The sequence below is a fragment of the Pseudomonas sp. S2_E02 genome (assembly GCF_054668355.1).
This window is the reverse complement of record NZ_CP162761.1, coordinates 3,186,744-3,210,782: the sequence shown is the minus strand read 5'-3', so window position 1 is coordinate 3,210,782 and position 24,039 is coordinate 3,186,744. Positions and strand designations below refer to the sequence as shown.

Annotated in this window: 14 protein-coding genes; 9 read left to right on the top strand and 5 right to left on the bottom strand. The window is 58.6% G+C overall.

Features of this window, described 5'->3' with window-relative positions:
• Nucleotides 1–93: 93 nt before the first annotated feature.
• The gene (locus tag AB4O01_RS14335; protein WP_093430619.1) at nt 94–1,455 is read right to left on the bottom strand and encodes a carbohydrate porin; all 1,362 of its coding nucleotides are present in this window, start codon (nt 1,453–1,455) and stop codon (nt 94–96) included.
• Nucleotides 1,456–1,755: 300 nt separating this feature from the next.
• Between AB4O01_RS14335 and AB4O01_RS14330 the strand changes: the two genes are divergently transcribed.
• Together AB4O01_RS14330 and AB4O01_RS14325 are read left to right on the top strand one after the other, a co-directional pair.
• Complete coding sequence (locus tag AB4O01_RS14330) at nt 1,756–1,986, top strand: VF530 family protein (RefSeq protein ID WP_007916799.1); 231 nt, start codon at nt 1,756–1,758, stop codon at nt 1,984–1,986.
• A gap of 1 nt (nt 1,987) precedes the next feature.
• Entirely contained in the window at nt 1,988–2,629 is a 642-nt protein-coding gene (locus tag AB4O01_RS14325; protein WP_460092156.1) for a Pr6Pr family membrane protein, read from the top strand.
• 102 nt (nt 2,630–2,731) lie between these two features.
• On the opposite strand, the gene AB4O01_RS14320 is transcribed toward AB4O01_RS14325, so the two are convergent.
• Both AB4O01_RS14320 and AB4O01_RS14315 read right to left on the bottom strand, forming a co-directional pair.
• On the bottom strand, nt 2,732–3,517 hold the full coding sequence (locus tag AB4O01_RS14320) for a siderophore-interacting protein (protein ID WP_093430617.1): 786 nt from the start codon (nt 3,515–3,517) through the stop codon (nt 2,732–2,734).
• Entirely contained in the window at nt 3,514–4,089 is a 576-nt protein-coding gene (locus AB4O01_RS14315; RefSeq protein ID WP_093430616.1) for a PadR family transcriptional regulator, read from the bottom strand. Before AB4O01_RS14315 ends, AB4O01_RS14320 begins: the two co-directional genes overlap by 4 nt.
• 499 nt (nt 4,090–4,588) lie before the next feature.
• Between AB4O01_RS14315 and AB4O01_RS14310 the strand changes: the two genes are divergently transcribed.
• The 5 genes from AB4O01_RS14310 to AB4O01_RS14290 all read left to right on the top strand — a co-directional run bounded on the left by AB4O01_RS14310 (nt 4,589) and on the right by AB4O01_RS14290 (nt 10,258).
• Nucleotides 4,589–5,068, top strand: a complete 480-nt coding sequence (locus tag AB4O01_RS14310) for a CS1 type fimbrial major subunit (RefSeq protein ID WP_099757076.1) — start codon at nt 4,589–4,591, stop codon at nt 5,066–5,068.
• A gap of 123 nt (nt 5,069–5,191) precedes the next feature.
• Complete coding sequence (locus AB4O01_RS14305) at nt 5,192–7,714, top strand: CS1-pili formation C-terminal domain-containing protein (protein WP_460092153.1); 2,523 nt, start codon at nt 5,192–5,194, stop codon at nt 7,712–7,714.
• Between the two features lie 4 nt (nt 7,715–7,718).
• Nucleotides 7,719–8,933 carry a hypothetical protein gene (locus AB4O01_RS14300; protein ID WP_186622946.1) on the top strand — a complete coding sequence of 405 codons (1,215 nt, stop codon included), beginning with the start codon at nt 7,719–7,721 and terminating at the stop codon, nt 8,931–8,933.
• A 44-nt stretch (nt 8,934–8,977) separates the two neighbouring features.
• A complete protein-coding gene (locus tag AB4O01_RS14295) occupies nt 8,978–9,721 on the top strand; it encodes a pilus assembly protein (RefSeq protein ID WP_093430612.1) in 744 nt (247 codons plus the stop codon).
• Between the two features lie 33 nt (nt 9,722–9,754).
• Nucleotides 9,755–10,258 (top strand): CS1 type fimbrial major subunit, encoded by a 504-nt coding sequence (locus tag AB4O01_RS14290; RefSeq protein WP_186622944.1) that lies wholly within the window; start codon nt 9,755–9,757, stop codon nt 10,256–10,258.
• Between the two features lie 142 nt (nt 10,259–10,400).
• Here the strand turns inward: AB4O01_RS14290 and AB4O01_RS14285 are convergent, their stop codons facing one another.
• Both AB4O01_RS14285 and AB4O01_RS14280 read right to left on the bottom strand, forming a co-directional pair.
• A complete protein-coding gene (locus AB4O01_RS14285) occupies nt 10,401–15,515 on the bottom strand; it encodes a dermonecrotic toxin domain-containing protein (protein WP_460092150.1) in 5,115 nt (1,704 codons plus the stop codon).
• Nucleotides 15,516–15,707: 192 nt separating this feature from the next.
• Nucleotides 15,708–18,851, bottom strand: a complete 3,144-nt coding sequence (locus AB4O01_RS14280; RefSeq protein WP_460092148.1) for a transglycosylase domain-containing protein — start codon at nt 18,849–18,851, stop codon at nt 15,708–15,710.
• A gap of 238 nt (nt 18,852–19,089) precedes the next feature.
• Between AB4O01_RS14280 and AB4O01_RS14275 the strand changes: the two genes are divergently transcribed.
• Nucleotides 19,090–22,269, top strand: coding sequence for a dermonecrotic toxin domain-containing protein (locus AB4O01_RS14275; protein ID WP_460092147.1), 3,180 nt, complete (start codon nt 19,090–19,092; stop codon nt 22,267–22,269).
• A gap of 340 nt (nt 22,270–22,609) precedes the next feature.
• Complete coding sequence (locus AB4O01_RS14270; protein ID WP_093430607.1) at nt 22,610–24,031, top strand: amino acid permease; 1,422 nt, start codon at nt 22,610–22,612, stop codon at nt 24,029–24,031.
• Nucleotides 24,032–24,039: the final 8 nt, after the last annotated feature.

Here is a 24,039-nt window from a genome sequence, read left to right as displayed (position 1 = left end):
GCTCGCGATGGCGGTGTTTCAGTCACTGGAGATGTCGCCTGAAACACCGCTATCGCGAGCAGGCTCACTCCTACAATGGATTTACGTAAATCTTTAGAACGAGGACTGGATCTTGATCCCGCCGATCAGGGCGTCGTCGACGTTGTTCACGCCACCGGGGTGGCGGATGTATTGCAGGTTCGGGCGCACGGTCAGCCAGTTGGTCACGTGCACGCCGTAATACAGCTCGGCGCTGTATTCGGTGTCTTGCGGCGGCAGGAAGGACGGATCGTCGTAGTCGTACACGGCGTTGGCGCGGTTGCTGGCTTCGGCGTTTTTGCGGAAGGCCGGGTTGACGTGCACGCGGGCGAGGGCGAAACCGATGTCATCCTTGGCGCGCGCATCGAACGGGCCTTTGTAGGTGATGCCGGCCTGCACGTAGTTGTCGATCGCGTTGGTTTTCTTGTCGTGCATCGTGCCGTTGGCGAACACGCTCAAGCCGCGCGAGTTATCGCTGGCCATGCTGGTGATTTGCTGCTGAATACCCAGCCACACGCCGTGTTTGCTCGACGCGCTGCGATAGGCTTCACCGCTCAGGGCCGCCGGTTGGCCGTGGCTGTCTTTATAGACGTCGCTGGCGTTGGCGTTGCTGTAGTAGTAACCGGCACGGTATTCGCCCGGCAGGCCGTTGAGTTTCGGCGTCCACACCAGTTCGATCGGCAGGATCGCGCCCTGGGTGCCGCTGCCGCTGAGTTTGAAACCGTTGCCGCGATCGAGGTTCGACGGGTTCTGCTCGTAAGCGCCGACCTGTGCGTACAGTTCGGGGGTCAGGTGATATTTGACGCGCAGCGCCCATTGGCTGACCGGCCAGTTGTACCAGATGCCGCCGACCCAGTTGCCGACCTGCGAGCCGCAGAACGCCAGGTTCTGGAAGTCGCACGGGAAGCTGTTGAAGTCTTCGCCTTCACCGAAGCGACCGACCTTGATGTCGAGTTTCTGATCGAAGAATTTCTGCTGATACCACATCTGCGTCAGACGCGTGGTCTGGCCACGGCCCCAGACTTCCTGGGCCGAGGTGAAGCCGCCAACGCGCGGATCGTTGATGCGGTCGTTGCTGATGTTGTTGCCGCTGCGCTTGGTGATGGTCAGTTGAAACTCGGCGTCGTCCCAGCCGAGGATCTTTTGCAAATCCAGGTGCGTGCCCAGGCCGAACTGATCGCTATAGCGTGCAGTGCGGTCGTGGTCGTAGCCGCCGTGCAGGTTGCTGCCCATTTCGCCGGTGTAGTCGAGCTTGAAGTCGTAGCCTTTTTCCGAGAGTTCGGTGCGCGTGCCGTTCCAGTCACCGAGCATGTACGGTGATTCACTGTCGAACGCGGGCGCCGCTTGAACGCAAGTGGCGAGGCCGAGGGCGGTAAAGCCGCCAAGGGTGCGCAGGGTTGAGATAGCGCTGTCTCGGGAGAAGGAAAAATCGGGCATGGCTCAGTCTTTTTTTGGTGTTTTCGGGGTGCAATTCGAGCGCTTCAATATGTCGCAGGCAGTGAAGCGATTCAGCGGAAGGGCGGCAGGATAAAGATCTGTTACAAAAAGACAAAGGCCTTTTGTGAACATGCAGCGTTTCGGATTCGGTAACAGTGCGGCAAACGGGCGCATTGTCGGCCGGATCGTGGCCTGCGATCTTTCCGGGTTGGCCTACATTTGAAGTCAGGCCTTCCACCCGGTCAGCCCCTCGGCTAAGGTGCGCGGCTTCCGCATTTTCACTTCGCCCATAGGCCTGGCATGAACGAACAAACTCCCGATCCGCTGCACGGCGTCACCCTTGAACAGATCCTCAATGCACTGGTGAGCCATTACGAATGGTCGGGATTGGCCGAGCGCATCGATATTCGCTGCTTCAAGAGTGATCCGAGCATCAAGTCGAGCCTGACGTTCCTGCGTAAAACGCCATGGGCGCGCGAGAAGGTCGAGCGTCTGTACGTGAAATTGATGCGCACCAAGCGACCGCTCTGAAATGCATGCCGGTTGTTGGCGCCGCCGCCTGATCACCTGCGCAGCCATATTGGGCTGGGCGGGGTTGGGCATTCAGCTTTATCTGATTTTCTTCGCACGTTTAAGCGTCGGCGCCAGCCTGTTGGGCGGGCTGGTGAGCTTTTTCAGCTACTTCACGATTCTGACCAACACGCTGGTGGCGACGGTGCTGACCTGTGCCGTGACCGCTCGCGAATCCGCCGCGCGCCGCTGGTTTTTGCAGCCGTGGGTCAGCAGTGGCATTGCCGTGAGCATTGCTGTGGTCGGCCTTGCCTATAGCCTTTTGCTGCGGCATTTGTGGCACCCGGAAGGCTGGCAATTTATTGCTGACGAGTTGCTGCACGACGTGATGCCGCTGCTGTTTCTTGGCTATTGGTGGCTCTGCGTACCGAAAGGTACGCTGCGGTTGGGGCATCTGCCGGTGTGGCTGATCTATCCGCTGGTGTATTTCATCTACGCCTTGCTGCGCGGGCATTTGCTCGGTGCGTATGCGTATCCGTTCATTGATGTGGCGGTGTTGGGTTATCCACAGGTGCTGCTGAATGCCGGGGGGATATTGCTGGGGTTTGTGGGGATTGGTTTGCTGGTCATTGGCCTCGACCGCTGGAGGCTTGCACGAAGTTAAAGCACCTGTAGGAGTGAGCCTGCTCGCGATGGCGGTGGATCAGTTACAAATTTATTGACTGACACTCCGCTATCGCGAGCAGGCTCACTCCTACAAGGGATATCACTCTTCTTCCGATCCTTCAGCGCGCCAGTAGCCGACGGCTTTGATGAGCTGTTCATCCAGCCCATGCTCATCGATCAGCACCCGGCGAATCTGCCGTGAAACTTTTGTTTCGGTCGCGACCCACGCATACAGATTGCCTTTAGGCACCTGCAATTGCTTCACCGTCGCCAGCAGGTTGTCCTTGCTACCCTCGCGCAACACCCAGATCACATTGACCTGCGCCGCGCTTTCGAGCACTTGCTGTTCGGCGCCGTTTTCCACTTCGATCACCACCAGCGCCTTGCGGTTGGCCGCCAGGCCTTCGAGGCGGCGGGCGATGGCGGGCAGGGCGGTTTCGTCGCCGATCAGCAAGTAGCTGTCGAAAATATCCGGGACGATCATCGAGCCGCGCGGGCCGCCGATGTGCAGGAATTGTCCTGGCTTGGCTTGCTCAGCCCAGGTCGAAGCAGGGCCGTCACCGTGCAGAACAAAATCGATGTCCAATTCCAGCGCATCGAGGTCGTAGCGACGCGGCGTGTAATCACGCATTTCCGGTTTTGGTCCATCGTCCTTGCCGGCGCCGAGCACCATGGTCTCCAGCGCGGCGGCTTGTTCGGCGTTCTGCGGGAACAACAGTTTGACGTGATCGTCAGTGCCCAGGCTGATAAACCCGGCCAGCTCCGGCCCGCCGAGGGTAATGCGGCGCATGCGCGGGGTCAGGTCGACCACACGCAACACCTCAAGCTTGCGGCGTTTGATTTCGTGCATCACACGGTGAATGGTTTGGGTATCGACTGCAGTCATTCGGCTTTCTCCGGGGCAGGTTGAACGGCAGGGCCGTCGACGATGGCTTTGGCGGTGTCGTTAAGCAGGTCACGCACGCGCAGGATTTCTGCGGCGCTCCAGCGGCCGTGGTGCATTTGCAGGGCATGGCGCAGGTTGTGCACGGCTTCGTGGATTTCCGGCGGCCGATCATGGCCGCGCAACGAGCGTTTGCTGACGTCGATGCGCATACGCACGCCGTCCAGCGCGACCGCTTGCTCACTGAGTGATAAACGACCGGCCTCGGTGACGCTGTAACGTTTTTTACCGCCCTCGGCGTCGCCAGTGATCAGTTCGCTCTCTTCGAGAAAGGTCAGGGTCGGGTAGATCACCCCGGGGCTGGGGCTGTACGCGCCGTCGAACATGCCTTCGATCTGGCGGATCAGGTCGTAGCCGTGGCACGGCTGTTCGGCCACCAGCGCCAGTAGCAGCAATTTCAGGTCACCGGGGGCGAATACCCGTGGGCCACGGCCGCCGCGCTCACGTCCGGGGCGCTTCTCGAAGCCGTCACGGCCGTCGCCGTGTTCGCGGTGGGGGGAATGATGGTCTCTCATTTCAGTCTTCTCTCGTCGTGTTTAGATACAACTTAAGATATATCTTAAGGTCTGTGCAAGACGTTTTTCCCCGCGTCGCGACCTCGGCTGACGAGCGGCAGCCCACCCGCCAATGCAAGCGATGATTTTTCGGCGGGATGTAAGTCAGCGATAACTTGAAAGTTAAAGTCATCACTCTATTTGATGTAGAGTATATGTTCTAAATGACCCTGAGTTGCCGTACTGTCGGGGCGAAGTTGCTGTATGGTTTTTTAATTTAAACTGTCTGTAGGGGATAACTTACAGTTACTGTTTCGAATATCGTTATTTTGTTCTTTTTTCTGGCGGGTCATGGGGTTGTTTAACTACGAGGTTATCGGAAGTTGCTTGCTTACTTTCCAGAGGCAACAGTCGATGATGCCTAGGCGTTGAACGTTTAAGTTGATCTGGCTCAACTCGGGCAATGATTTACCTGAACTTTCAATGTTCATCCCCCTATCAAGAAAACAGGTACATAACGATGTTCAAGAAACTCGCAATCGCCGCTCCACTGGCTCTTCTGGCACTGGGTTCCACTGGCGCATTCGCCGCTGGTGAAGCGTCGCACTCGATCAGCCTTGTCGCGCATGTGCCGACCAACGGTTTCTATGTGGTGCCGACCGATCCGGATCTGGTCAACAAGGACCAGGACATGAGCTATCAGCCAACCACCGGCAAGATGCGCGACGTCAATGGCTTCTTCGACGTGCGCAACAATAACGGCTCGGTACACGCCAGCCTCGAGAGCCTGCCAAAACTGATCTCGGGCAGTACTTCTATCGAACTGCGCGTGCTGTTCAACAACAAGGAACTGACCCTGACTCCGCAACTGGTCGTGGGTGAAGCCGAGTCCGACGTCAACTACCGTGCGCCGCTGAACATTAGCGCGGTGGGCAACAACTTCCAGCCAGGTGATTACACCGGGGCCGTGGCGATGATCTTCGACGCCGTGACGCCATAACAGCAGTCACTTGATCGATCGATCAGGCACTAAGCCCAACTTCAATGTTGACGCTTGACCGTCGGGGCTGACGATTTGTTTGCCTCGACGGACTTCCATTGTTTGTTATCCGAGTACGCGTTCATGTTCCCGATGACACCCATCGCGGCTGCGCTTGCGCTGTTGTTTTGTGCCAGCGCAGCTGTGGCTTCCAACTCCACCGGCACCACACCCCGCAGTCTGCTGGCGCAGGCCAAGGGTTTGCCGGCGGATTTCGAGGAGCATTTCTTTGATGTGCCGCTGGCGGTACGGGTCGAAGTCGATCAGCAACCACTGGGTGAGGCCATGGTGGTGTTGTCCCGCGACGATCGCCTCACCCTGCTCGAATTCACTGACACCAGCGAAAATCGTTTTGGCCCCGCCGAGCGGGAAAAATGGGCGAGCTATCTGAAACCCGGCGTGCCCTTGGGGGCGTGCAGCGGTTCCTGCCCGGACCAGTTTCTGGCGGTGCATTACAACCTGGAAAACTCGCTGGTCTCGATTCTCACCGAAAATGCCGAACGCGACGTTGAAGCCAAGCGTTACTTCGAACAGCCTGATGGTGGCAGTCATGGCTTGATGGTGCGTAACCAGCTCAACCTCAATGGCGGCCAGGATCAGGATCTCGGCGGGCGTTTCGGCCTCGAAGCCAGCTCAAGTCTGGGCAGCTGGAGTCAGACGCTGAATCTGCAAGTGGCCCGTCTCGGCGGTCCGGACGACAAGCTTTATCACGCTGTTCAAGAGCTGCACACCCAGCGCGAACTGCAAGGCAGTTTTTTCCGCCTGGGCTATTTCACCCCCAATTCCGAAGGGCTGACACGCCAGCCGCGTACGTTCGGCAACAGTCCCGACACCGCCGTCGGCGTGATGTACGGCAGCTCCGACAGCCTGGCCATCAACAGCCCGATGCCCAGCGTTTATCCGATCTATGTCACTGCCAACCGCCAAGGTTCGGTGGAGATCTGGCGCGATGGCCTGCTGATCAATACCCAATCGGTGCCGGCCGGTTTGCAGACCCTCGACACCCGGCCACTGCCCGGTGGCATTTATGAAGTGGAAGTCCGGCTGATCGAGGACGGCCAGATCACCTCCACTACTCAGGAGTTGGTGTACAAGCCCAACAACTGGCGCAACCTCGACGAGCGCTGGCGCTACAACGTCTTTGCCGGCGAAGAACAGAAACTGCTGAGCAACTGGGACACCCAGGCCAGCGGCAGCCCGACCGCAGGTGCCTCGCTGAATTACCTGTTGCATCCGCGCGTCATCCTCGGGCTGTCGGCACGGCAGATTCGCGAAAAACTGCAATACGGCACCTCTATCGACTGGACCCTGGCCAATCACATCAGCCTCTACGCCAACGTCTACAAGACCGAGGATTACGGCACCGGTCTCGATCTGCAAAGCCTCTACAACTACGGCGCCGGCAGTCTTGTCGTCAGCCATAACCGCAGTTGGCTCGACACCACCAATACCTACGACACGTTGCCGGACGGCACCCGGGTGCGCCCGCGCAATGTGTTCATCGGCCAGACCAGCAATTCCTCGCTGGCGCTCAACCATCGCCTCAGCAGCAAGAGTTCGGTCAACGCGCGGGTCTCGCACAGCGAGGGCAATGTCGAAGGCATGGGCGTCGATCTGGGCTGGACCCAGCGCACGATGGTGCTGGGCAGCGATGCCAGTTGGCGCCTGTCGATTTTTGATCGGCCGGGCAGTTTCAGCAGCGGCGATGCGCGCAATCGCGGGGTCGACCTGAGCATCAACATGGCACTCGGCGCCCCCGGTCAGCAGATCAGCGGCAGTATCGGCTCACGCACGGCCCGTGACGGTGCCCGTGACAACAACGCCTCGCTCGGCTGGCGCAAGGATTTCCGGGATCACGTTTTGCAGAACGTGTCGGTCACGGCACTCACCGACACCTACGGGGTGGGCGTCGCCAGCCTGGCCAACTTCCGCACCGACGCGGTCAATGGTGACGGCTTTATTCAGCGCTCCTCCTACAACGGCAATTTCACCGGCGGCCTCAACCTCGATAGCACGCTGGTGGTCGGTGCGCAGCAGATGCTCATGACCAGTCAGACCGAAGTGCGTGGCGCCGGGCTGATTGTCGACGTCGAGTCGGACATCGAGGACATCGTCCTGCGGGCCGATGATTTCAGCGGTGGCGGTGCGGCGTTGAAGCCGGGGCGCAATTTCATCCCGATCACCGCGTACCAGAACAGCTCGGTGAGTTTCGACTTCGAGGGCAACCACGTACCGGCCGCGTCCATCGAACCGCCGCGCACCCGCTATCACCTGAACAAGGGTGGCGTGGAGTACCGCAAGGTCCGCGTGATGAAAACCATGACCGTGCTCGGCCGACTGGTGGATGGCCAGGGGCGGCCGCTCAAGGGCCACCACGTGATCAACCACGCCAGCCGTGGGGTGAGCGAAGTCGACGGGTTCTTCTCGATGGAAATGAATGCCGGTTCACCGACCCTGGAAGTGCGTCAGGGCAACCAGTTGCTCTGCCAGTTCCGCCTCAACGAGTCCGACCATCGCAGCGAAAACAATGTGCTGATGATCGGCGATCTGCGCTGCACGCCGGACACCCTCGCTGACGCCACCTCCACCGAACAGAAGGCAGGTTGATCTTATGAAAATGATGACAGGTGGTTGTGCGCTGGCATTGGCGCTGGGTGTGTCCTCGGCGCAGGCGGCCAGCCACGAGATCCGCGCGTTGTTTCAGCCCGACTCTTCGCAGCCGGGCAAGAACGTATTCGTCAACAAAACCCCCAACAGCGGTTACTGCGCCACTTACCCGGATCAATGCGCGGAAAACTCGATGTTCAGCATTCAGACGCCGGTCCGGTTCAACTCCACCCTGACCCTTCCGCCCAATTGGGGCGTCGGCATAAAGGTGCCCGCCAATTGGCGCCGATTGACAGTAACCAATACCGATACGATGGAAACGGAAACCGTGGAAGTGCGTATTACGGGCGTCGGTTCCAAATACGTCCTGAGCCAGCCGGCCCACGAACTGGTCGGAGTGAGCGATCCATTGGACGGCCATCAACGGCTCTGGGAAGGCAGCAGTTGGGTGTATGCGTCCCCGCCGTGCCTGTACAGCGGCGTCGGCGCTTACTCCCCGACCGACTACCGGTTTTTCTGGAAAACCCCCGTCGAAGACTTCTGCGTCAAAAAGACCCTGGCGACCATTCCGTCCATGTACTTCGATACCCTCGACTTCGCCTATGAACTGCGCACGCCAAATCCGTTGGGCATGTCATCGGGCCTTTACACCGGGTCACTGAGCTACCGCCTGGGCAATGGCGGCGATTTCGATATGGGCCAGAGTTTTCAACCTGATGACTCCAACCTGACCCTCGACTTCGTACTGGACGTTCAGCACACCCTAAAAGTCGATCTCCCGCCGGGTGGCAACAAAGTGTCGCTGGAACCCGAAGGCGGATGGGCGCCGTGGATCGACAGCGGGCGCAAGCCGTCGCGGATCTTCCGCGACCAACCGTTCTTCATCTCGGCATCTTCGCGCTTCAAGGTGATGATGCTATGCAGTTCCCAGGGCGCGGCGTACTGCAACCTCGGCAGCCCTTCGGGCGATTCCGTTCAGGTCAAGGTCTCGATGTCCTTGCCTGCGGGAATCGACGGCCCCGGCGGTGGCCCCGTCAGCAAAATTCCACTGCATTTCAACAGTTGGATGGGGCCGTTCCAGCCAAACATGTACGTAGAGCGCAAGGGCGGCACGCTGCATTTCGAGCTGGACCCGTTTGCGATCGAATTCCTCCTGCGCCCCGGCAAGAACGACCGGCTGCGCGGCAACATCACCATTATCTGGGACTCGGATGCGTGAGCGCTCCAGTCCGGCCCTTTTCGATTTTCATGGAGTTGAACGCGATGAAACGTGGTTTTCTGCTGGGCGTGCTCAGCGTGTGTTGCCTGACGGCGCAGGCCGGCCCGCAAATCAACGTCGGCACCGTCTACGACTATCTCGACGCTGATAAAAGTACTTACCTGAAACGCGTATTCAACAGCGGCGATGCGACGGCTTTCGTCAAAGTCAATGTGCTGGAGATCATCTACGGCGCCGATGGTGTGCCGCAGGAAGTGCCCGTGCAAAACGCGGCCGACGGCGCTTCACGCAATGGCGTGATGGCCAGTCCGGCGCGGCTGATCGTCCCGGCGCAGGGCATGCAGGGTACGCGTTTGCTGTACATGGGCGAGCGCGATCGCGAGCGCTATTTCCGCGTGCGTTTCGTCCCGGTGGTGCCGGAAAAGGAAGACGAATTCGTGGTCAGCAGCGAGGAGCGCGAAGACTACAAAAACTCGCTTTCAGCCGGGGTCAACGTAATGACCGGGTTCGGCACGATCTTCTTTGTGCGGCCGAAGGACGCGCGTTTTGCCACCGTCATCAATGACACCGAAAAACGCTATGAACTGCGTAACGATGGCAACACCGTGCTGATTGTCGATGAGTTCAAGAGCTGTTCACTGAGCAAGGAAAGTGACTGCGGCGCGACCACCAAACACCACGTGCTGGCGGGCAAGACCTTTGCCTTCGACAAGGAAAAGGGCCGCGAATACCGCTTCTTCCTGATCGAAGGCAGCGAGAAAAAAAGCATGAAGACCGCCAGTCGCTAGGTTTGTTTTCCATTGACCCATCGGGTAACCAACATGATCAAGCAATGCACCGCCGCCGCGCTGGTGGTCGCCACTGCGCTGACCGGCGCCGGGGCGTGGGCCGCGCGCGAAGAGCACACCTTCGAAGTGTCCCTGACCATTCCCAGCCGCCCGTTCTACATCATTCCGGCAGAACCGGACTGGATTCACCGGCCACAGCGGCTTGAGTGGGACTATCAGCGCTCGACCCTCAGCGGGCTGATGCGCAATTTCGATGTGCACCATGACAGCAGCGCGATCGAAGCGCGTTTGGTCTTTGACCCCTATCTGGATAATGGCCGCCCCGGCGGAGTGATCGATCTGCGGGTCTCTTTCAATGATGTCGAGCTGAGTTCGCACGCCACTCCGCGCCAGGTGCTGTCCGAGGAAGAAGCCGCCAGGAGCAAACGCGTGGCGTTGAAGATCGATCCGATCGAGCCGGAAGGGGGGTATCTCTCCGGGGATTACCAAGGCACGGTGGTGCTGATGTTCACCGCCAGGGCGCCGGGTGCAGAATGAGCGCGGTTTGGCCTGACCCAGAGCACGCAAGCCCGGTACTGCTCGAGCAATATCGGTATGCCCCCGGCATTTGTAAGCGGTCAAGTCGCCGGGCAGTGCGGCCAGTCTTTGTCGGGGCTGGCCGGGTTGTAAATCGTCGTAGTCAGAGACCGGCCCTGGCCATGGCTTCACGGGTCAGTTTTCTGGAAAGCGCTTTGCGCTCATAAGCGATTTTTTCGATCAAGGATTTGTAAAACTGCTCGCTCATGGCGTCGCCGCTGAACACTTCTGCCTGGGAAGCACCCAACAGATCGACGAGCCTTTCCATTTTTCGTATCAGCTCATTCAGGGGTGTCTGAGGGACGGAGCTGGCATACTCCGCCTGCGCGCTGCGCAGGTCTTCGAGCTGCGCTGATTTATCGTCGAACAAACGGTCATTGGCTTCGTACTCTTGCGGGTGGGTACGGTATAAATATTCCTCCCAGAAGTTTTCGGAGGTGAGGTTGATCATCCCGTTGACCAGTCCGTCACCCTGTTCGTCTTTGATGATTAACTTGTAGGCGGTCTCGATGTTTTCCGCAGAGACTCCGGAGACACGGGGGTACAGCATGCTTTCGGACTGCCAGGGCAGCCCCAGTTTCTCAGCCAGGCCTATCTCGAAAGCCAGATGGATTTCCACTTCGTCCGGCTCGGGGTTACCGGGGTCCATACGCTTTTGTTGCTTCTGATTTTTGTACTCGACCCCGGCTTCATCGGCAACCCGGTCCAGCCGGGCTGCGCTTTGTGCCAAACGGACCAGCCTGGTGTCCAGTTCGCTGGCTGAGGTCGACCCGGCATAGGCCTTCGATACCAGCACTTTCATTCCCAATGAGTTGAACAACTGGGCGCCGAGATCCCCGCAATCTTGCGGTGACACAATCTGCTTGAACAGTTTTTCTCGCAACCGGGCATCCAGTGCGGCCGCATCGACCATGTCCCAGACCCTTTGGGTCAAGCGTCTGCGACCGTGATCCGTTCTGTATTCGGCACTCTCTCGCTGCTTGCGGATCACACTGAAAAAACCGTCCGAATAGGGTTCGGCCATCAGGTCATGCCAGGAATCCTCACGATATTTGCTGAGTGATCCCGACGGACTGAAGTCAATGGAATCCTTCGGGAACAATCGCCAATAGCTCAACTCGTTTTCGGCGGCCGGAAAGGAATCCTGCACGAAAGAGAGGCCTACGGACTCTCGGTACTTGCCATAGCGTATGCGATCTTCCATGGACAAACGTTCCAGATCGAAGCGCGCTCGGCTCAGGATTTTGGCCTGAACGGATCCGGAAGTGACCTTGGGCAAGGTGTCGATTGGCGCCTCGCGCAGATCCAGAAAGAAACTTTGTGGTCGCTGTTTTTCGACACCCTCGACGTGAAACAAACCTTTCGGCCAGGTCTGGATTTTCGTTTTGGCCAGGCGCAGTTCAGTCAAGTGATCCATTTGCCCGACATCCGGTGGCTGAAGCAGGGGATTGCCGTTCAGGTCCAGCGTTCGCAGTTGATCCAGCCTGGCCAGGTCCTGGCTGGATTCGCCGGTCAGTGTAATGGCGTTATCGGCCAGATCCAGATCTCTGAGTTGGCGCATCAACCCGAGGATGGAGGGCATTTTTTTCAGCCCGCACTGGCGGGCGCTCAATTGGCGAAGGTCAGGGAAGTTACTCAGCAGAGCGCTGGGCTCCGGGGAAAGGCGCGCCCGGTCAAGTTTCAACGCGGTGATGCGATCAAAGTATTTCTTCATTTTCGGACGGCTGCGCAGGTCATTCCACCAGCGCTCGAGGTCGTGACCCAGAAACTCGGAAGACAAGTCCAGCGTATAGCCTTGCGCAGGATGCACGCTGCGCTCACCTGAAAACTCGCTTTGGCGATCAAAGCAATCAATCAGCCGTGTTGCAATAAATTGACCGCCTTCGTGCAAGTAGTCCGATGACAAGGGCATGTATTCTGATTCGGGGTCCGATTCGCGATACCTGTTACCCCAACTCGCCAGTTCTTCGTGCAATTCCTTACGATCGTTTTCAAGGCGCACGATGGCGTCGACGGGGTCGCCCTTGCGTGCCAATGCCTCGATGAACGCGGTTACTTCCCTTGCACTCATTTTGGGGTACAGGTCGCTGACTCTTTCCTCCGGTGTCGATCGACGGAAAAGCCGTGGCCAGCCGCGCACCAGGGTGGCAGTTTCAATGCTTGCCACCGGGCGAATGGGCGGTTCGGCCAGCACGGTCCGGCGCTCGGCCGCCGGCGCGGCTTTTTCCATGATCCAGCGTTTCAGTGCATGACTCTGGCCGCGTCGATGGCCCAGGACCGATTGGGTCTGTTCGGGCACCGCGCGCAGAAGCGATGTATAGAAGTCGTCGGCCTCATGCAGCTCGCGGTTGTTGCCGTCGAGCACGGCATAGCGCCCCTGTTCATCGCGGATCAGGCGTCGGACGCTGGTCGCATCCGGCGCTCCGGCACTGCAGCGCAAAGGCCCATCCCAAGTGCCGTCGCGGACTTCGATGAGCAGGTTGCTGAAGCTGTCAGTGTTGAATTTCAGAGTGTTGAGGGCCAGTCGTTCGGTGTCGACGGTGATCAGGTCATCGTGAAAAAAGCCGTCGTAGGCGCGGGCGGCGCTGGCTTCGAAATCCAGTTCCCGGGCCTGGTTTTTGAGGCGCAGAGGCAGGCGTTGTTCGTCCGCGACTCTTTGCAATTCGGCCCGGCTGGCCTGGGCCACGACTTCCTCCGCCAGCACGACCGGAAGTTTTGGAAAGGTCTGTTTGACCACGCGGATGTCGGCGTTTGCGGAGCGTTCACCGGCCAGGTAAATATGATGCGCGACGGCGCTGCGACGCTCGTCCACCGCGTCCGCGAGCCGATTGCGCAAGCGGGCGATACGTTCGTCGCGGGCGGCGGCGTGACCGGTCAGATTATTCAGATCTTCGCCACCGAGAAAGTCCACCACCCGCTCCGCCAGCCGGCCAGTATTGAGATCGGCCTGGCTGATGCGCAACGTCTCCGCCGGCGCAGCCTGTGGATTGCCGTACTTGCGCGAGTAACCGCTCAGGCTGGCATCGGCAAACACCTCCAGCGCTTTGCTGTAAGGCCAGCCCGGCAAACCGGTCAACACCGGTTCCAGCCAGACGGCCTGTGGATCGATCGGGCGGCCCGCGCGGATGTCGGCAGTCGCCGTGAGTACATCGTCGTAGGCGCTGAAGCGCTTGACTGTGTCGGCCAACAGCGGCGGAGGCGGGCTGTTGTCGATATGCATCTGACGCAGGGCGTCGTGATCGGTGCCGCTGCCGATGCGGATCTGCTCAAGTTCCGCGGGCGAAAAGCGTTCGACGCTGTGGCCCAGTCGTCGCATCAGCGCGTCATTCGGCCAGTTGTGCGGGGTCTCCGCTTCATGCACCCAGGCGCCGTGGCCGTTGTGTTCGATTTTCGGTCGGTAGGCGTTGGCGCGGCTCGGGTGCTTGATACGGTGGGTGTTGGACGTCGCATCAGTCGTGGCCTTTTCGACGACATACAGCTTGCCTTCCAGCGGCAGGACGTGTTCGTTGCGGTACTGATGCAGGCCATGGCGATCGGGTTTGGCGCCGGGCGAGAGCATCAGTTCATTGCGCTCGTAGGGACTCAGGTCCGGGTGCCATAAGCTGTTTTTGCCATTGGGCAGCCTGACCGGTTTCATGCCGTCTACCAGCGACGACAGTTTGACGCGAAAGGTTTTGCCGATCTGCGCGCCGGCGGCGAAGGCGGCCAACTGAATGATGTCGGTGACCACACTGATGACATGCCCGGCAGCGTCCTGCCAAAGCCCTTCGGCCAGATCAACGATGCCTTCGATCACATCGCTGGTCAGCTGGTAGGCCGTGTAGGCCATCATCAATTCGCCCAGCCCCGGCACGAATGGTGTGGCGATCAACAGCGCCACGTTGAAAATGTCCGAAAGGATTTTCTTGAAGTTGTCCCACCACGCCCAGCGCGCCTTGCTGTCGGTGTCGGCGGTGGAGACGGCGATCTCCCGGGCGTCGTTGAGGATCTTGTTGAGCTTTTGCTGATAGGCGTGGCGCCAGTAATCGCCCTGCAATTTCACCCGACCGAACTGCAGGTTGGGGTTGTCCAGTGGGTCCTTGCGCCACGGTGGTTGCTGATCGGTGGGATCCTGACGCGGGTGATACCTGACAATGAACAGGCGTTGCTCAAGCTCGGCAAAGAAATGCCCGCGCTGCTGATGGTCGACAAACTGGCTGAAGAACTGACGGTAGGTCTGTTCGGTCCACTCGCTGAATCGGTCTTCACGAAGCTGGCGCACCAACTCCTCCCGGAAGGCTTTCAGAGAGTTGTACTCCTTGACCGGGTGATCCGGGTCGTGGGGAATGTAGACGATCAGGCGTCGAACGCCGCGGCTGTCCGACGCCGCGTGCGTCAGCAGCAGAATCCCGGTCAGCCGGGTGCCTAGCAGTGACAGGTCAGCGCACTGCATCGCGCGGCCATTGAGCAGCAGTTGCGGTTTTTCCTCGGTCAGGCTCAAGAGCATTTTGTAGGCGTCGTACTGGATATCGTCCTTGATCAGGGCCAAATGTGCGGCGACGGCGAGGGCGTCCTTCTGACTCTCGTTGACCTTGTACTGCAGCACGCTCTCGGCCAGCGGTTCGCCGGGCAGCAGGTAACTTTCCAGGTGTTTTTTATACCGCGCGCCGATATCCAGATCGCGGCACAGCGCCTGAAACTGGCTGATGGGCATGGCGCTTTTGATCGGTACGACATCGAACAGACCGCGCTCATCGGGCTCGCTGATGTAGTCCGAGCCATGGCCGACCGTTTCACTGCTGGCGAAATTGTGCAGGGCGGCATCCAGCAGCGAGACGGTGCGGGTCACGACACCTGCGGAAAGGTCGATGGCGTACCACGGTTTGTCCTTGGGCAGATACAGGCGCAGAAAGGTGCTTTTGACGTCCGGCTCGATGCCGTGCCGCTCCTTGATTTTTGCCTTGAGCAGCGGCTCGGCGAAGGCATGGAGATCGATTTTCGCCAAGAGATGATCAACCTGGTTCTGCGATCCCCAGGCCTTGAGGTTGGCCGCAGCGAGTTTGTTCAGATACGCGGAAGGTGCTTTGGTGTACCAGGCTTCGTTCTTCAGTGGCGAAACTGCCAAGGCGAGGCTCCGGGTGACGGTGGCGCTTTTGAAGTTGTCGTTGACGGCGGACTTGATGAATTCGTAGTGCCGTCCTTTGTCCGCGTTTTCCGCAGGCAGGGGGGAGAGAGACATGGCCAATCATCCTTGATTGTTGAGGAGTGATCAGCCTACTCAGGGCAGGGCAAAACAAAAGTTCAAAGATCGGGAGGCAAACGGCTTTGCGCAGCGCCAATTCGACGAAAATTCGAATCTGAAAAATATATAAATACCACCCGCTGAAGCGAAAATTCGTCACCCTGATGCAGAAAAAGCCGACACGATTTGTTACCTCGCTGTAGGGCGCGGCGCTTCGAGCATCGCCACGCTGGCGGTCTGCGTCGGGTTGCACTGTGAGTCGCTGCCCGGTTGCAGATACGGCGTCAGAATCGGCGCCATGCCCTTGAGCACCTGCACTGGCAGGGCCGAGGTGAACTTGAAGTTCTCTGCCGAACGCCCCGGAACGAACGCGGTGAGGGTGCCGAAGTGGTGATCGCCGATGTAGAAAACGAACGTCGCCGTGCGGTTGATCGACTTCGAACTGAGGATGCGTCCGCCCGAACCGATGGCTTCGATCCGGTTGTCGCCGGTCCCGGTTTTGCCACCCATGGCCAGTGGGCTGCCATCGGCCAGTTTGAAACTGCCGGAAACACGTTTTGCCGTGCCGGCGTCGACCACTTGCGACAGTGCCTCGCGCATGGCTGTGGCGACCTCCGAAGGCATCACCCGTTTGCCGACATGCGGGTCATTGACCAGTGCCGTTTCGTACGGCGTGCCGGCGGCGAAATGCAGGCTGTCGATGCGCAGCGTCGGCATGCGCACGCCGTCATTGAGGATAGTGCCGATCAACTCGGCCAGTGCGGCAGGGCGGTCACCGGAGCTGCCAATCGCGGTGGCCAGCGACGGCACCAGATGGTCGAACGGGTAGCCGACTTTCTGCCAGCGCTGGTGAATTTCGAGGAACGCTTCGATCTCGAGCATGGTGCGAATACGGCTGTCGCGGGCGCCCTTGTGCTTGCTCTTGAACAGCCAGCTGTAGACTTCCTGACGTTCGAAGTGACTGGCCTTGACGATCTCGCTGAAGGTCGCGTCCGGGTGGTTCAACAGGTAGCCCATCATCCACAGGTCCAGCGGATGCACCTTGGCGATGAAGCCTTGATCGGGCAAATCGTAACTGCCGGGACCATAGGAATCGTAGAGACGGATCAGGCGATCATCGGTGAGTTTTTCGGTGAGCTTGGTGCCTTTGAGGTGCGAGCGGACGAACGTATTGAAGTCTTCCTGACTGGCATCGGGCAGTAGGTAGCGATGCACGGCGGCCATGCGGATCGGCGTCGGGCGCATGCTGTCGAGGAAGGTGTCGAGACGCGCCTGTGTGTCTTTGTTCCTGTATTTTTTCCAGAACTTGAGCTGGAACGCCGTGCCTTCGCGGTCGGCGAAACTTGCCAGGTATTCCTGCCGGCGCGGATCGCGATCGTCCTTGAGCAGTTCGGCACTGCTGTTGGGCCCTGAATAAGTGACATAACGCACCACATCGCGCATCAGCCGAATGAACGGCAGGTTGATCGATTCACGCAGGGCATCGCGCAGGGTCGGTATGCGGCCGTTGTCTTCCTTGCGGAAGTTGTGGAATACATGCAGGCCGCCGCCGGTGAAAAACGCCTCGCCGGGGCTGGCCGAGTATTTGCGGTCGAGGGCTGCGCCGAGCATCTTCGACAGGTCGTGATCCTTGTTCTGGATCAGGTAATCGATGACCCACTGGCTCAAACGGTCCTGATCGGGGACTTCGACTTTCTTCAGTTCCGGCACGCCCATGGCGCCGTACTTGTCGTGCAGTTCGGCGATGATTTGCAGGTAAGTGGTGAGCACGCGCATTTTCGCGGTGGAGCCGAGTTCGAGTTTGCTGCCTTCGTTGATATCGAACGGCTGGTCGGTGCTATCGGTCTGCACCCGCACGCGGGAACCGTCCGGGGTCAGTTCGAAGAGGGTAAAGCTGTAGCGCACTTGGGTGGTGCTGGTCGGGGTCAGCAAACGTTCACCGAGCAAGCCGATTTCGGCGGCGTAGGCCGGGTCGGCGAGTTTTTTCAGGTAAGCGGTGGCCTGGGTTTGCAGGTCGCCCTGCAGGGTGCTGGTGGCCGAGAGGTCGAGGCGGTCGAGGTCGTACAGCGGCCGGTTGAGCATGCTCGCCAGACGACTGCGGGCGACGCTGATGCCTTTGTTGGTTTCGATCGGCTGAAGGGTCGGCTGGGTCTGCCAGTCGCGGTAGGTGACTTTGCTGGTCAGCGCGGCATCGGCCAGGGCGTTGTCGATCACACCGTTCTGTTTGAGCAGGCGCAAATGGCTGTCGGTGAGGTCGGCAAGCTCTTCGCGGCCCTTGGTCAGGTAATGCGAAGGGCGGCGCTGGGCGATCATCAGCGACAACATCTCGCGCAGGGCCAAACCTTTGGCAGCCATGGTCTTCGCATCGGTGGCCGGGCTGTTCAGTTGTTCGTTGGCCTGATTGAAGTCGCTGCCGTACCAGACGCGCAGGCCTTCGGCCATGCCATGCACTTCGCCATGCCCCGGCACCGCCGACAGCGGCACGCTGTTGAGGTAGTCACGCACGATGTTCTGCCGTGCCCCGAGGGTTTGCGGGCCGGGCTGATAGGCGCGCACGCTGGCCGACATCATCTGCCGCAGTTTCTCGGCACCGGACACCGTCAGGCCATCCGGGGAATGCCGGTACTTTTCCAATTGCGTCGCCAGCGTGCTGCCGCCCGCCGACTGCCCCGGCAGGTGCAGCAATTTTGCCACTTGCGACCACGCGGCCATGCCGAAGCGCGGCCAGTCCACCGCCGGGTTGGCCAGCGGCTGTTTCGGGTCGAGCAGGAAGCGGTTTTCGATGAATAGCAGGCTGCTGACCACCACCGGCGGGATGGATTCGAAACTTGAATACAGCTGTTGTGGGTAGTTGTACTTGTACAACGGTGCGGCGCGGCAATCGGTGATCGACAGTCCGGCCTGAATCTTTTCCGAATACGGCACGAACAGGCCTTTGTCGGTGTAGCTGAGCAGTGCCGGGGAAAACCGCGCCTGCTCGGTGATGACGTAGTTGCGTTTGAGCAGGCGCGGCAGGAATTCATCCAGCGAGCTGTAACCCAGGCGCAGATCGAACGGCCCATTGCCCGGATAGCGAATGGCTTCACTGGGACCGGGTTCGAGGGTGTACGTCAGCGACGCGGCGTATTGGCTGAGCTCACGCGACTGGAAGCGCGAAGTGCGCATTTCCTTGGACGCAGCCAGCCCCACGACGATCGCGATAATCACCAGCAACAACCAGAAAGCCTTCCACCCATGCCGGTTGCGGCGGGGTTTTTCAGGGACAGGCGCTTCATCCACTCGTTCAGTCGGAACCACGGCTTTACTCGAATCGGTTTGCCACAAAGCGCCCATAGTCGATTGATCCATTCACGCAGATTGATCGGACTTGTCTGAAGCTTAGACGGTGGTTGAGGCTGGTGAAAAAAATGTGCGATCGGGGGCCGGCTGGCAGCCCCGGTACGGAGAGTGCGGTGCGACGTGGCGCTTTGAGAGACCGCGAATCAAGAAAACAAATATGTAACTTTTTAGTGAAGGTTATTTATATGAATGTAAGTTGCTAAAGTCTGGTAGTACTCATGGACTTCGCCTGTTGAATGTTTTGTTGTTAACTCGGACTTCAATTTTATTTCTCTGGGATGAAGTCATGTTGGAATCTCGTGGTCAGGTTTTCAGTATTGCCGAGCATATTGATATTGTTAAGGCTGCAACGCCGTCAGCACTGTTGGGTATGTCAAAAGAAAACCTTGAGATGTTAAAGACGTTTGATGCCGATGCGCCACAATGGTTAAAGATTGCGTCGCCGAAACAACGCGAAGAAGCGCGACACCTGATCGAAGAAAGTGTCGCGGCGCATACGTTGCTGAATAGCGCCATGGCCTCCGTGCAAACACCTCATGAGTTCGCCGCGCCATTGCTGGCAAAGGCTATCAAGGAAAGCGCCGGGCTGGATCTGGACGTCAATCGGGTACAGGTGGATTTGTCCGGTAAAAGTGATTTTCACAGCTCGCAGGTTCCACCCGCTTCGCTGCTTGACGCCGCCCTGCATAACCATTCGCCTGAAAAAAAGGCGATGTTCTTTTTCAAGCCGAATTGCTATGTGACAGTTTCAGGTGGAAAGACAGTCGACGTCGGACTTGATGTTCATGAGTTCATCGGGTTATGCAGGCAACTGGATATCGGCAAACAGTATCAGGCCTATTTGCATGATGAACTTCATTGGGCTGACGGCAATGCTCGCGACAAACTGAATAAGCTGTTCGTCAATTACCAGAAAGCAGCACTGAAGGCTGCGAGTTATATTGCCTTATGTAAGGGTGATATTCGCCCGGAACATTTTGCAGCGTTGATGTCGAGTGCAGCAGGGCAGGAACCTGTTCACGTCGACGGTAAGACGCTGTGGTATCGCAGCTTGAGTTTCAATGAGTTGCCCGTACACAGCTGTATCATTTTCGAGTTCGCCGATCCGGACGATGAAAGCATTCTGGATGACCTGCTGCCGACCGTTGACGGTTTCGCCAATAACGATTTCATCGCCTACATTCCCGACGACCCCGATCATCCCGTAAAGCACTACGCCACAGTGACGGCACTCAAGGCCCGATTGACCGAACAGTTCGTGCGCCGCGCTGAAAGTGACTCGCCCAAGGCGCCAACGGCCTATCAGCATTTCTTCAGCCGGTTCTTGCGTTACAGGGATCGGTCGACGTTTTACTACAGCTTTACCGAAGAGATTCCAACGGCGTCAGGCAAGCCGCGGCTATGGGATCATCAAACCCGTCGGCAAAAGCATGATCCCGATTTTCTTCTGCAGCTCAGGGTGCTGGACCCTTCAGGTGATCCCTGGGTCCAGCACTATGACATCTGGACAACATTGCAGCGGGAGTTCAACCAGCGGATTTTCAGCGATGCCCGCGACGCTGCCGTGTCCAATGCCGATGCCGATGTGCGGGATGAGCAATCCTTGCTCGCGATATTCCTCGAAGTCGGCCTGGCCGCGCTGAATGTACTGTCTTTTGCCGTACCTCCATTGGGCTTGGTCATGCTCGGAGTGTCCGCCGTGCAACTGATGGACGAAGTGCTGGAGGGGCTTGAAGATCTCAGCAAGGGCGATAGGGAAGCTGGTTGGGAACACATCACCGACGTGCTGGAAAACATCGGCATTGGCGTGGCGACGCTGCCGTTGCTGGCCGGCGTTCATTCGGAATTCACGCCGATTGAAATGCCCGGTGGACAGAAGCGTTTGTGGAAGCCTGACCTTGTACCTTATCGAAGCGATGTGTCGTTGGCAGACGTGGAGCCTGATCCACAGAATCAGTTTGCGGTCGGCGCCAGACACTATGTGAAGGTCGAGGACGGCGTCTTCGAGAAAGTCACCGAACCGGCCACCGGGCAATCGAGAATTCTGCACCCGAACAAACCGCAGGCTTATCAGCCGATTGTTGAACAAGATGGCGCTGGCGAATGGCAGCATGCCTTGCCGCCGCCTTCGACATCAGTCGAACCGCCACCGGCCGGGTTCAGTAACAGGCAATTTCGTCGCTATGCCGTCAAACCATCCGAACTCGCGCGTCTCAGCCCGGCAGGCAAAGGCATCTTGCAAAGTGCTGACGGACTGCGCCGTTATATCCGCAATATAGATGAGCGCGGCAAGGTCGCAGTGTACCGGGTCAAGAATGATTTCACCCTGAACGCGGAAAGTGTCGACGTCCTCCTCGTCGATTCGGCTTTCAACGAACTTGCGCCTCGCAGATACCGGCAAGTGGCGCCGGATCAATGGCAACCGCAGTCGCTGTTCGGCGGCAATATTACCGATGATCTGCATGAAACGGACGTTGTCAGCGGACAGCAGCCAGGTACCTCCGGCAGACCCGTTTGGCTGCGCCCGCCTTTCAGCCGCGAACTTTTGCCCAACGGCCTGTGGGAGCCTCGGATCGAAGTGGTGACGCTCAACGATGTTCGCCATCTTTCCTATGATTGGGGGCCATTTGAATTCGTCCCTTTCACGGGCAGGCCGACGAATATTCATCAGGCTCTGGCCGCCCCACAATTTGATCATCTTCCTGTCAGCACTGATCTTTTCAAGTCGCAGTTCTGGTCGGATGTCCTCAACGTAGACCCGCAAATGACCAATACCCAAGGAGGAGGGCAGATGATTTTTTCCATGCAACGGATGACCACGTCCGGCGCGGTGGACAGTGAGTTCAATGCCATCAGCGTGTGGAGTACCCCTAACGAACTGCCACATCAGAGCAATGCGTTGTTGGGGTATTGGGCTCCTCAGGGAGGATACGTGGACATACCCGTTCACCCGCGATGGGGTGAACCCGATCATGTGTTTACGCCCGGGTTCAGCGGCTGCTCTTTTACCGTGGATCAGATGGGGGAAAATGTCCTGCGCGTCAGACACGTGGAAGCGGGCAAGGAAGCTGCTCAATACAACGATCTACCCGACCACGCACATGGTTGGGGGTTGAGTACCGCCATGGAGTTTCCGGATTACGGGTTGCGTAATGATGAAAGCGGCAACGCGTATATGATTCTGACGGGGTTCGCCTACATGAAATATGAGCGGACGACGGGTGAATGGATGCTTCACTACCAAGCCCAGTACGGTGCCCCGACCATTGCACAATATTCCGTTAAAGATCCCGGTTTTTTTGACAAGCCAACCCGACAGGCGAAAGCCTTTCCTCAGAACAAGATCATCAGAACCGGTTCCAAAGTCGTGAAAACCGTGACCGACCCAGCGCGGCAAAGCAGCGCGGCCTGATAGCGGATTCCTCTGGATAAAAAACGCACGTTGAAAAGACGATGCACCAAGGTTGTGCAATACTCGCCACCGCTTTTAGTGGCGAGTTTTCCTACAGTTACCAGTTGATCTGCTCGATCAACTGCCTTCTTTGCGGTAACTCCCCCTTAATCTTGTGATTTATAGAGTGAAATGCCCTGCCAAAGGCTTTTTATACTGCACGTCCCGCTGATCTTGCAGGCTGTCCTGCAAGACGTGTCTGCTCACAAAGCAGGCGCGGTTTCATTTCAAGCCAGGGCTTATCGGCCGACGCTTCGACACTCGGTGGTCATATCCAATAACAAGACGAGGTTGCACCCCTATGCCAGTCGGCAATCAACTGCCTCACGGCGACACCGCTCAGGGCGGTCCGCTCAAACGCGAACTCGGCGAACGGCATATTCGCCTCATGGCACTCGGTGCCTGTATCGGCGTCGGTCTGTTTTTAGGTTCCGCCAAGGCCATCGAAATGGCCGGCCCGGCGATCATGCTGTCGTACATTCTGGGTGGTCTGGCGATCCTGGTGATCATGCGCGCTCTCGGTGAGATGGCCGTGCACAACCCGGTCGCCGGCTCGTTCAGCCGTTACGCGCAAGACTACCTTGGCCCGTTGGCGGGCTTCCTCACGGGCTGGAATTACTGGTTCCTGTGGCTGGTGACCTGCGTCGCGGAAATCACCGCAGTGGCCGTGTACATGGGTATCTGGTTTCCCGATGTACCGCGCTGGATCTGGGCCCTCGCGGCGCTGGTCAGCATGGGTTCGGTCAACCTGATCGCGGTAAAGGCCTTCGGTGAGTTCGAATTCTGGTTCGCCCTGATCAAGATCGTCACCATCATTGCGATGGTGATCGGCGGCGTCGGCATCATCGCCTTCGGGTTCGGCAATGATGGCGTGGCACTGGGGATTTCCAACCTGTGGGCCCACGGCGGCTTCATGCCCAACGGCGTGACCGGCGTGCTGATGTCCCTGCAAATGGTCATGTTCGCCTACCTCGGCGTGGAGATGATCGGCCTGACCGCCGGTGAAGCGAAGAACCCGCAGAAGACCATTCCCGATGCGATCGGCTCGGTGTTCTGGCGGATTCTGCTGTTCTACGTCGGTGCACTGTTCGTGATTCTGTCGATCTACCCGTGGAACGAAATCGGCACCCAGGGCAGTCCGTTCGTCATGACTTTCGAGCGTCTGGGCATCAAGACTGCCGCCGGCATCATCAACTTCGTGGTGATCACCGCCGCGTTGTCGTCGTGCAACGGCGGTATCTTCAGCACCGGACGCATGCTCTACAGCCTGGCGCAGAACGGCCAGGCACCGGCCGGTTTTGCCAAGACTTCGAATAACGGTGTACCGCGTCGTGCGCTGTTGCTGTCGATCGGTGCGTTGTTGCTGGGCGTGCTGCTCAACTATCTGGTGCCGGAAAAAGTCTTTGTCTGGGTGACCTCGATTGCCACCTTCGGCGCGATCTGGACCTGGGTGATGATCCTGCTGGCGCAACTGAAATTCCGTAAAGGCCTGAGCGCCAGCGAACGTGCCGGCCTCAAGTACAAGATGTGGCTGTACCCGGTCAGCTCGTACTTTGCGCTAGCGTTTCTGGTGCTGGTGGTCGGCCTGATGGCGTACTTCCCGGACACGCGCGTGGCGCTGTATGTGGGGCCTGCGTTCCTCGTGCTGCTGACCGTGTTGTTCTACGTGTTCAAGCTGCAACCGAGCAACGTAGCGCAAGGTGCTGCGCGTTCGGCTTCGTAAGTTTTAGC